General features: G+C 71.7%; 10 protein-coding genes. 3 read left to right on the top strand and 7 right to left on the bottom strand.

All coding sequences use genetic code 11. The features are described 5' to 3' along the window. Positions 1 to 7 precede the first annotated feature (7 nt). Positions 8 to 958, bottom strand: coding sequence for a TIM barrel protein (locus tag AC07DF_RS09485; protein ID WP_478968631.1), 951 nt, complete (start codon positions 956 to 958; stop codon positions 8 to 10). Between the two features lie 227 nt (positions 959 to 1,185). Here AC07DF_RS09485 and AC07DF_RS09490 point away from each other — a divergent pair, with 227 nt between their 5' ends. Beyond that, entirely contained in the window at positions 1,186 to 2,181 is a 996-nt protein-coding gene (locus AC07DF_RS09490; RefSeq protein ID WP_478969478.1) for a LacI family DNA-binding transcriptional regulator, read from the top strand. A 45-nt stretch (positions 2,182 to 2,226) separates the two neighbouring features. Here AC07DF_RS09490 and AC07DF_RS09495 read toward each other — a convergent pair whose 3' ends face one another. After that, a complete protein-coding gene (locus tag AC07DF_RS09495; RefSeq protein WP_478968633.1) occupies positions 2,227 to 3,231 on the bottom strand; it encodes a substrate-binding domain-containing protein in 1,005 nt (334 codons plus the stop codon). Positions 3,232 to 3,589: 358 nt separating this feature from the next. Next, the gene (locus AC07DF_RS09500; RefSeq protein ID WP_478968636.1) at positions 3,590 to 4,003 is read right to left on the bottom strand and encodes a VOC family protein; all 414 of its coding nucleotides are present in this window, start codon (positions 4,001 to 4,003) and stop codon (positions 3,590 to 3,592) included. Positions 4,004 to 4,189: 186 nt separating this feature from the next. On the opposite strand from AC07DF_RS09500, the gene AC07DF_RS09505 reads away from it, so the two are divergent. Next, positions 4,190 to 5,053: an aldo/keto reductase gene (locus AC07DF_RS09505; protein ID WP_478968640.1), complete on the top strand. Its 864-nt coding sequence runs from the start codon at positions 4,190 to 4,192 to the stop codon at positions 5,051 to 5,053. A 6-nt stretch (positions 5,054 to 5,059) separates the two neighbouring features. Here AC07DF_RS09505 and AC07DF_RS09510 read toward each other — a convergent pair whose 3' ends face one another. Further along, positions 5,060 to 5,290: a hypothetical protein gene (locus AC07DF_RS09510; RefSeq protein WP_358609388.1), complete on the bottom strand. Its 231-nt coding sequence runs from the start codon at positions 5,288 to 5,290 to the stop codon at positions 5,060 to 5,062. 186 nt (positions 5,291 to 5,476) lie between these two features. On the opposite strand from AC07DF_RS09510, the gene AC07DF_RS09515 reads away from it, so the two are divergent. Then, a complete protein-coding gene (locus tag AC07DF_RS09515; RefSeq protein WP_478969480.1) occupies positions 5,477 to 7,201 on the top strand; it encodes a hypothetical protein in 1,725 nt (574 codons plus the stop codon). Positions 7,202 to 7,259: 58 nt separating this feature from the next. On the opposite strand, the gene AC07DF_RS09520 is transcribed toward AC07DF_RS09515, so the two are convergent. The 3 genes from AC07DF_RS09520 to AC07DF_RS09530 all read right to left on the bottom strand — a co-directional run bounded on the left by AC07DF_RS09520 (position 7,260) and on the right by AC07DF_RS09530 (position 10,347). Further along, positions 7,260 to 7,901, bottom strand: a complete 642-nt coding sequence (locus tag AC07DF_RS09520) for a cutinase family protein (protein ID WP_478968643.1) — start codon at positions 7,899 to 7,901, stop codon at positions 7,260 to 7,262. Positions 7,902 to 8,050: 149 nt separating this feature from the next. Beyond that, positions 8,051 to 9,268: a PucR family transcriptional regulator gene (locus AC07DF_RS09525; RefSeq protein ID WP_478968645.1), complete on the bottom strand. Its 1,218-nt coding sequence runs from the start codon at positions 9,266 to 9,268 to the stop codon at positions 8,051 to 8,053. Positions 9,269 to 9,390: 122 nt separating this feature from the next. Continuing rightward, positions 9,391 to 10,347, bottom strand: a complete 957-nt coding sequence (locus AC07DF_RS09530; RefSeq protein ID WP_478968648.1) for an alpha/beta hydrolase — start codon at positions 10,345 to 10,347, stop codon at positions 9,391 to 9,393. Positions 10,348 to 10,363: the final 16 nt, after the last annotated feature.

Here is a 10,363-nt window from a genome sequence, read left to right on the forward strand (position 1 = left end):
CCGCTCCTTACCTGTCGATGGCGGGGCGGCGGGTACCCGAAAGACCGCAGCCGGCCAGGTGCTCACGGGTGCTGACCGCGATGGGCAGCGGCACCTCGGGAGCGCACGGGTACAGGTCCTGCTCGACGATCACGAACAACTCGGCGTCGAGCCCGGCCAGTTCAGCCACCACCTCGGCCGGGTTCGGCACCCCGGCCGGCGGCGACACGCACACCCCGCGCTGCACGGCCTCACCGAAGGACAGGTTCTCGGCCGCGACCTGCGCCAGGATCTCCGGATCCATCTGCTTGATGTGCACATAGCCGACCCGCTCACCGAACCGGCGGATCAGATCGAGGTTGTCCCCACCGCCGTACGCCACGTGCCCCGTGTCCAGACACAGGTTCGTGTACCGGCTGTCGGACTCGTTGAGCAGCCGCTCGATCTCCGCCTGCGTCTGGATGTGGCTGTCGGCGTGCGGATGGACGACCAGCCGTACGTCGTACTCCTCCAGCAGCAGCCTGCCCAGCCGGTCGGCGGCCCGGCCGAACCCGGCCCACTGCTGGGCGGTCAGCTCGGGCGGCTCGGTGAACGCGCCCGTCTTCTCGTCCCGGTACATGGGCGGGATGAAGACGAGATGATGTGCCCCCGCGGCAGCGGTCAGCGTGGCGACCCGCCGGACATGGGCGAGCATCTCGTCCCACGCCTCGGGCCGGTGCAGCGCGCCGAACGCGGTACCGCCGGAGACCTTCAGGCCCCGGGCGTCCAGTTCGGCCCTCAGCCGCTGCGGATCGGTGGGCAGATAGCCGTACGGGCCGAGCTCCAGCCACTCGTAGCCCGCCTGGACCAGCTCGTCGAGGAAGCGGGTGTACGGCACCTGGTGCTCGTCCTCGGGGAACCACACCCCCCAGGAGTCGGGGGCGGAGCCGAGGCACAGGTTGCCGACAGTGGTACGGAGGGGGACGGGCGCCGTTGCCATGGTCAGTGTCCTTGAGGGAGAGGGGGAGGGTGCCTGAGCGATGTGACGCGCGCTACTAGCGCGCTCTAGTCGAGTACGATGACCCCTGTCCAAATGTCATGTCAATAGGTTGTTGCTGGATGATTGCGGGGCCCCATGGCCGGATCCCCGCGCGGGGCACCCCGTAAGGTGGGCGCCGTCGGAGGGTGGGTTCACAGGTGGATGCATCGGGCAAACAGCGGCCCACGATGGCGGACGTCGCCGAGAAGGCGGGGGTCTCCCGCGCGCTCGTGTCGATCATCTTCCGCAACCAGGCGGGAGCCGGCCGGGAGACGCGGGAGCGGGTCCTGCGCGTGGCCGACGAGATCGGATACCGGCCCGACAGCGCGGCCCGGCTGCTGGCCCGTGGCCGCAGTCGCACGCTCGGCGTCATGTTCGCCGTGCACCAGACCTTCCACACGGATCTCATCACCGGCATCTATCCCGAGGCCGAGCGGCTCGGGTACGACGTCCTGCTCTCCGGGTCCACCCAGGGGCGCAGCGAGGCGAAGGCGGTCGAGGCGCTGCTCAGCCACCGCTGCGAGGCGGTGATCCTGCTCGGCCCGGACGCCCAGCCCGGCTACCTCGGCGAGCTCGGCCGGCGCACGGTCACGGTCTCGGTCAGCCGCCGCGTGCCCCAGGCGCAGGTCGACTTCGTGCACTCCGCCGAGGGCAAAGGCGTCCGGCAGGCCATGGACTATCTGGTGGAGCTGGGGCACCGCCGGATCGTGCACATCGACGGCGGACGCGGTCCCGGTTCGGCGGAGCGGCGGCGTGCCTACCGTGCCGCGATGCGCCGCCACGGGCTGGAGGCCGGGGCCCGGGTGATTCCCGGCCGTCACACGGAGGAGTCCGGTGTCGAGACCGGCCGTCTGCTGCTGGCCGAGCGTGACAGCGGACGGCCGTTGCCGACCGCGGTGCTCGCCGGCAACGACCGCTGTGCGATGGGTCTGCTGATGTCCCTCACCCGGGCGGGCATCGAGGTCCCGCGCGATCTGTCCGTCGTCGGCTACGACGACAGCCACCTCTCCCATCTGATGCCGATCGGCCTGACCACGGTCCGTCAGGACGCGGTCCTGATGGCCGAACACGCCGTCCGCTTCGCCGTCGAGCGGCTGGAGAACGAAGAACTGCCGCCGCGTGAAGCGGTGCTGGACCCGAAGCTGGTGGTACGGGGAACCAGCGGGCCGGCCCCGGCGGAGTAGGTACGCCGCCAAGGCCGCCCAGGGCCGCCCAAGGACCCGCCCGCTCTAGCGCGTCCCCTTCTTCGCGAACTCCGCGATGGTGTCGGCGTTGTCCTTCGTGATGAACGCGGGGCCGGTGAGTACGGGGGCCGTGCCGCCGCCGCTCAAGTTGCCGTTCGTCCTGTACAGCCACAGTGCGTCGACGGCGAGGTAGCCCTGGAGGTAGGGCTGCTGGTCGACGGCGAACTCGATGTCGCCGCCCTGGACGGCGGTGACAAGGTCCTTGTTGAGGTCGAAGGTGGCGACCTCGGCCTCGCTGCCCGCGTCCCGTACCGACTGCACGGCGGTCAGGGCGATCGGGGCGCCGAGCGTGACCACCTGGTCGATGGTGGAGTCCTTCTGGAGCTTGGCGGTCAGGGTCGACTTCACGGAGGGCATGTCGGTGCCGTTGACGTACAGGTTCTCCGTGGTGCCATTGAAGCCCTTCTTCAGGCCGGCGCAGCGTGCCTCCAGCGCGACCTGGCCCTGTTCCTGGATCACGCAGACGGCGTGCTTGGCGCCCAGCTGGTTGAGGCGCTCACCGAAGGCCTGGCCGGCGATGTTCTCGTCCTGGCCGAAGTACTCGAGCATGCCGAGTTCCTTCCAGTTGTCCAGGCCGGAGTTGAAGCCGACGACGGGGATGCCGGCCGCCTTGGCCTTGGCCACCGCGCCCTTCATGGCGTCCGGCTTGGCCGCGGTGAGCGCGATGCCGTCGACCTTCTGGTCGATGGCGTTCTGCACCAGGTTGGCCTGGTTGCCCGCGACGGGGTCGCTGGAGTAGACGAGCTTGATGTTGTCCTTCGCGGCAGCGGCCTGCGCGCCCTTGCGGATCAGGTCCCAGAAGGTGTCGCCGGGTGCCGCGTGAGTGACCATGGCGACGGTCATCCGCGGGGTGGTGGCCTTGCCGGCCGCGGCGTCGGTGCCCCCGGTCTCGGACTGCTTCCCGCCGGAGCCGCTGGAGCAGCCGGCGGCGAGCAGCGCGCCCACGAGGGCGGCGGCGGTCAGGGCTGCGGGTCTGTGGTGTCTGCGCATGTCGGGTGCACCTCACTGTGCGGGGAGAGGGTGCCGCGCCCGGTCCGGGGAGGCGGGGTGGTGCATGGGTGTCCTGGGCGGCGGCGGTATCGGGGGCCGCGGTGGTCCTGGGTGCGGACTCCTGCGTACTCGGTGGCTGGAGCGCGTTACTAGCGCGCTCTAGTGGCAGGTACTATGCGGCCGCCTTCGGGCGATGTCAACAGCTTTGTCAGGACGTACCAACAAAATGGGGGCGACGGGCATGGGGCGGGCCTGCGCGGGGCCCGGCACGGCGGAGCCGCCCGCGCGCGCCGGACTGGGGGCGGCGTGCGCGGGCGGCCCGGGGCGGACGGTCCTGGACCGTCCTGCTCGGTTCCGCTCAGCTCTCCGGGCTGCCGATGTTGACCATCCACGGGGTGCCGAAGCGGTCCGTGCACATGCCGAACTCGTCGCCCCACATCTGCTTCTCCAGCGGCACCGACACCGAGCCGCCCTCGGACAGCTTCTCCCAGTAGCCGCGCAGCTCCGCGTCGTCGTCACCGCTCAGGCTCACGGAGAAGGGGTTGCCCGGCGCGGACTCCATGCCCGGCGGGTTGTCGGCGCCCATCAGGGTGAAGCCGCTGGTGGTCTCCAGCATGCCGTGCATGATCTTGTCGGCGTTCGGGGCGTCCGCCTGGCCGAAGTCGCCGTAGCTGTTGAGGGTGAGGTTGCCGCCGAAGACCTCCTTGTAGAACTCCATCGCCTGCCGGGCTTCGCCGTTGAAGGTGAGGTACGGATTGAGGCGCGTGACCATGTGAACCTCCCGGAGGGGCAAAAGGGGCATTTGCGCGCAGCGTAGCGCCGGGCACCGACAATGGCTCGCCGAGCGCAGCGCGCAGGGGGCGGGGGAGCGGTGTGCGAGACGGGCCCCGGAGCCCGGAGTGGACGCCAACCGACTTGTTAACGTTGGCACTTGAGCAGACGGGGACGGAGACGGCTCATGACATCGACCACCTTCCGCATCGGCGGGGATCTGGACGTACGCCGGCTCGGCTTCGGAGCCATGCAGCTGCCGACCGAGCCCGGGCCCGACCGGGAGAACGCCCTCGCGGTCGCCCGGCGGGCCGTGGAGCTGGGCGTCACCCTGATCGACACGGCCCACCTGTACGGCGAGGGAGCCAACGAGGAGCTGCTCGCCGAGGCGCTGCACCCCTACCCGGAGGGGCTGCTGATCACCACGAAGGTCGGTGTCGCGCGTACCGGCCCGGGAGGCGAGTGGAAGTTCGACGGGCGGCCCGGGATCCTGCGCGACCAGGTCGAGCAGGCCCTGCGCCGGCTGCGGGTCGAGCGGATCGAACTGCTCCAGCTGCACCGCATCGACCCCGACACGCCGCTCGCCGACCAGCTCGGCACGCTGCGGGAGCTTCAGACCGAGGGCCTGGTCGGACGGATCGGGCTGTCGGAGATCACCGTCGACGAGCTGGCCGAGGCCCGGGAGATCGTCGACGTCGTGAGCGTGCAGAACCGCTACAACCTGCTCGACCGGGAGCACGAGCCCGTTCTCGCGGCGTGTGCGGCGGCCGGTATCGCCTTCCTGCCGTGGCGGCCCGTGGCGTGGGGGAAGGCCGGGGCCGAGGCCGAGATCGCCGCCGTGGCGGCCGAGCTCGGGGCGACGCCCACGCAGGTCGCGCTCGCCTGGCTCCTCGGCCGTGCGCCGGTCGTCCTGCCGATCCCCGGTACGGCCCGGATCGAGCACCTGGAGGAGAACCTCGCCGCGGCGGCCCTCGACCTGACACCTGCCCAGCGCGACCGCCTCGACGGGTTGGCCGAGGCCGGGTCGGACGAGGATCCGGGGCCGGCCTGAGCAGGCTCACGCCTCGTCGGACGCCCCGTTGTTCCAGTCGTACGGGCCGCCGCCCTGCCACTCGATCAGCTCGGTGTCGTCGACGGCCGTGTCGGCCGTGGGCAGGCCCTCGCGGTGCAGCAGGTCCAGTACGTCGAACAGGCTGTAGGCGACGCCCATGCGCTCGCCGTGGATGGTCACCAGTCGTCCGCCGTCCGTCGCGGGCGGCTGCACGACCACAGGGGGTTGACCGTCCATAGCCCCACCATGCTCCCGAAACGGCCGGTCCGCAGCTCGGTGGCGTCCAGAAGCGGTACGGACCCCTTCTCGCGCCGGGGGCCGGACGCGCTGTGCGCCGGTGACAAGCCGCCATCCGGAAGCTGAGTTCTCATCAGCACTCCCTGAGAGTGGCCGTGCCACCGCCCTAGCGTCCGTGGCATGGACATGAATCGTAGGAGCAGTCGGAGCAGAGGGAAGTGGCGCGGTGCCGCGCTCGCGGTACTGCTGACCGCCGGGACACTCACGGCCGCCGCCCCGGGTGCCCGGGCCGAGGGGGCGCGGACCGAGACGCCGGTCGCGTCGACGTCCCCCGTCACCGGGGTGACCGAGACGGTCGTACGGGTGAAGGTACCGCTGCCGGAATCGGCCGGGCCCCGTCCGGCCGCGTGCGACTGGCTGTCGTATCTGCGCTACCGCTCGGCCGGCGGGCCCGCCGAGTCGGCCGGCGCGGACCGGATCCTCATCGCCCAGCCCGGCATCCTGGAAGGAGCCGGAGCGTTCGACAGCGTCGCCCGCAACACCGTCACCAGGGCCGCCGAGCAAGGTGCGCACATCGAGTTCTGGGCCCTGGACCGGCGCTCCAACTGCCTGGAGGACCGCACCGGCATCGCCTCCGGCGACCAGCACAGCGCCGTCGACTACTACTACCGCGGCAAGCAGGTCGACGGCCGGACCTTCGACGGCTACGTCGGCAACGGGCAGCTGGGCTGGATGGCGAAGCTCGGGATCGAGCAGACCGTACGGGACCAGTACGACCTGCTCGCCGCCGAGTTGCCCGACCAGGGCCTGCGCAAGCGGAAGTTGCTGTGCGGCGGGCACTCGCTGGGCGGAATCATCACCGGGTACTTCGCCGTCGCCGACTTCGACGGAAACCGGGCCACCACGGCCGACGCCGGGTACAACCAGTGCGCCGGCTACTTCGCCCTCGACACGACCGTCTCCACCTCGCTCGCCGACCTCAGCGGCAGCCTGCCCGACGACATCGACCTGCCCGACATCGGCCTCGGTTACGGCGTGGTCCAGGCCGGTCTGGACAGCGGACTGCTGTCGCGCACACTGTCCGCGCCGGTGCTGCTCAACCCCGAGACCATGACCCTGCTCGGCATCGCGGGCCTCGGTGCCCTCAAGGATCTCGACGGTGAGGCGGACCTGCCCCGGTATCTGCCCTCCGACCTCAACATCGAGGCCACCAACCGCTTCCTGTTCGCCAAGGACACCGCCGCGTTCCTCAGCGGTACGCCGTCCGTGAAGGACTTCCGGCTCACCAACGGGGCGGTGCTCGGGGCGCTGCTGGACGACAACTCCGTACCGCTGGCGTTCCTGCAGACCAGCGTCGGCTTCTTCGACGGCGGGCCCATCGCCGACAAGAGCTTCCCCGTCGCCAACGGCGGTGCGCGGCAGCCCGGTCTGTACGGCACCGCCTACAAGGCCATCCCGGACCGGCCCCGGGGCCCGCTCTACACCTGGCGCAACTACGACCGCGTCGGCGACCCCGACGACCCCGGACACCGGTCGGCCGACGGCACCCCGTTCACCGGTGCGGGCGAGGAGGTCACCGACGTACGGCAACTGGCCCGCAGCCTCGCCGAGCAGCCGCTGGACTTCACCGAGCAGTACTTCCCGACCAAGCTGGTCACGGACATCCAGCTCGGCACCTCGCCGCAGGTGAAGAAGCTCCTCGTCCATCCGGGCGGGCTCACCGCCAACCCGGTGCTCACCGTCCTCGCCGGCGAGGGACTGCTGGCCGGCCGGGTGCCGCCCGAGCTGCGTCCCGTGGTCGCCGACGGCTACCAGCACCTCGACGTGCTGACCGCCGCGCCCACGCAGAACGACGGCGGGCCCGAGATCGTCTCCACCAGCCTCGCCGGGTTCGCCCGGTCACCCCGCTAGACACCGGAACGGGGCCCGGGAGGAGTTCCTCCCGGGCCCCTCGGTGCGCCGGTGAAGCTCAGAGCCTGCCCGCGGCGAACGTGGCGGCCGCGTCGGCGTCGTCGCGGTAGCTCAGATGCGCCCCGACGTCACCCCCGCCGTTCTCGCAGACGGGGTCGCCCTGGGCGCACAGGTCCAGGGTGCGGCTCTGGTAGGTGCCGGTGACGCTCTTGCCGAGGGCCCGGATCGGGTTGCCGAACAGCAGCACCGCGGAGACCTTCGGCTCGACCGCGGCGGGCAGCGTGGCCACGATGGGGCTGCCGACCACCGCGCCCGCGCTGCTGATGCCGATCGAGTTGTCGACGACGTTCGCGCCCTGCGAATAGCCGACGAGAACGAACTTCTGGTTCGGGCAGGCCGCGGCCTGGCTCTTCACATGGTTCACCAGATCCATATTTCCCTGCGCCGCGGACGTCGGCGAGAGGTCCGCGGGATAGTTCACCTTGTAGCTGGTCAGGCTTTTGCCCGCTACTTTCTTCTGCAGCGCGGAAAGCACCGGGTCGCCGACGATGAAGCCGAGCGTCCCGGGCTCGAAGGTGCCGCGTGCCGAGACGAGTTCCACGTCGGAGCAGGCCGCGGCCGAGGCCGGGGGAGCCGCGAGGGTGACGAGCCCGGACCCGCCGGCCAGCGAGAGCGCGGCGAGACACAAACGGATACGCATGGGGGATCCTCCGCGTGTGAGGCGCGTGCAGCGCCTGCGAAAAAGGACGGCCCGAACGTATTCGCTTTCCCCTGCCGGGAGTTATGGGCGGGATTATGGAATCCCCGCTGTTTTTTGTCGCCGATTGAGTACGCCGCTGAATGCGGGAGTCAGTTCTGCCGTGTGTGCAGGGATTCCGCGCGCAACGCGAGAATGAGGTCGAGGCGGATGCCCGGATCGTACAGGGCGTCCCCGAAGAGCTTCTCCAGCTGGCGCAGGCGGTAGCGGACCGTCTGCGGATGGATGTGCAGCCGTGCGGCGACGTCCGGCACGTTGCTGCCGCTGAGCAGCCAGGCCAGCAGGGTCTCGGCGAGCCGCTCGCGCTGCCCCGCCGAGACCGTGTCGAGCGGCGCGAGAACCCGCGCCTGGAGCCGTTCCAGCAGCGGCTCGTCGCCGTACAGCAGCAGCGTCGACAGATGGTCGGAGCAGTGCTCCACGCCCTGGCGGGGCAGGATGCCACGCCCCATCAGCCCGAGCGCCCTGGTGGCCAGGCGCAGCGACCGCGCGGCCTCCGTGACCGCCACCGTCGGGCCGATCGCGGCGGGCCGGCCGCGCAGGGCGAGCGTGAACGCCCGGCCGAAGCGGCCCGAGGCGTCCGGGTCGGGCACCAGCATGCGCGGCGGCCGGGACCCCATGTCCACCAGCGCGCCCGCCGCGGCCAGCGGCCGGTCCTCCTCCCGCCGGTCCGGCGCCGCCGCGAGCGCCACCACGGCGACCGTCCGGGGCACCGGCCAGCGCGCACCGTGGGCCAGATCCTGGACGGCCTCCAGCGCCACCGGGCCGTCCTCCAGCAGCAGATCGAGCAATCGCCTGCGGCGCCGCTCCAGCTCGTCGGTGCTGCGCAGCTGAGCCTCCGCGTAGCCGGCCGCGGCCGCCTGGGCGACCTCGTGCACGGTCCGGAACGCCAGTTCACCGAGCGCGGCGACGACAGCGGAGTCGAGGCCGAGCTGCTCCGCCGTAGAGCCCATCAGCCGCCAGGCGTGCAGCCCGCCCACCCGCAGCGCTGACTGCAAGGCGTCCAGGCTGCGGCCCTCCAGGGCCTCGCCGCGCCCGAGTTCGTAGTACGTCGCCGCGATCGCGCCTCCGTCGTCGCGCGGGTCGGCGATGTGGTCGACGAACAGGGTGAGCGCCTGCACCACCCCGGACCGCAGGTTCTTGCGGTACGTCCCGTCGGCGGGCCGCGCGTACTCGGGCACCTGACGGCAGACCTCCTCCTCCACCAGGTCGGCGACGGAGGCCAGTTGGGCGCGCAGCAGCTCCGCCAGCTCGGGCGGCACCGGCGGCGTACCGGGACGGTCCGGCACGCCGTGCGGGGTGGGCACGGCCATCACGGACACTCCTTTCGACCGGAAGCGGCTCACCCGCGGGCTGTTGCCGGTGGGACGAGTGGGAAGTCCAGTGTTGGACGGACGTCCCCTCCGCTCCGTTCCGTGCCCCGACGGCACCCCCGTCACGCCGGCACGCCCAGCGCAGGGGCGAGCATCGGCCACGAGGCGGTGAACTCCCGCTTCCAGTAAGGCCAGTCGTGTCCTCCTCCCGAGTAGAAGTGCGTGGTGGCCCGGATGCCCAGCAGGGCCAGCGCCCCGGCGAAGCCCTGGGCGGAGGGCCACAGGGCGCTCTCCAGCACCCCGGGCAGCGGATCGCCGCTGCCCGGGCCCACTCCGCTGCCCTGCGAGATGTACAGGGCGGTGCCGCGCAGCCCGGTGGCACGGGTCCGCGGGTTGAAGTCGCGCCAGGTCAGGGCGTTGAGCAGCGGATGACCCCACAGGGATCGGGCCGGCAGGTTCTCCCGGGCCACGATGGCGTCCATGAGGGCGGGAACACCGGGGGCGGTGGTGTCGAGGATGCCGCTGTAGGAGGCCGCGGCCTTGAACACGCCGGGATGGCGGGCCGCGTGGGCCATCGCGCCGTAGCCGCCGGTGGAGACCCCCGCGACCACCTGCACCCCGGAGGCCCGGTAGTCCCGGGCGAGCAGCGCCGGCACCTCCTCGACCTGGAAGGTCTCGTAGTCGGGGCCGCCGCGCCAGACCGTGGGGATGCCGGTGGGGCCGGCGTCCGGCATCGCCACGATCAGGGCGCGGCCCTCGGTGAAGGCCTCGATGTCCGTCTCGCGGGTCCAGGACGTGTAGTCGTCGTGGGCGCCGTGCAGCAGGTACAGCACCGGGTACTTCCGCTCCGGCCGCGTGCCGAAGTCCGACGGCAGGATCAGCCGGAGGGGCGCGCTGCGGCCGAGCGCGGCGGAGGGCACGGACACGTCGAGGGTGCGCGGCCCGAGCCGGGTGGCCGCCCCGGCACGGGCCGTGCCGCTCGCGGCCCCGAACAGGGCGGCGAGGCCGGCGGCGGCCGTCGCTCTGGCGACGGTGCGCCGGGACACTCCGGCGGCGGGCTTCGGCGACAGGTCGGACATGGCGGCTCCTCGGGTT

The organism is Streptomyces sp. NPDC044719 (assembly GCF_056433405.1).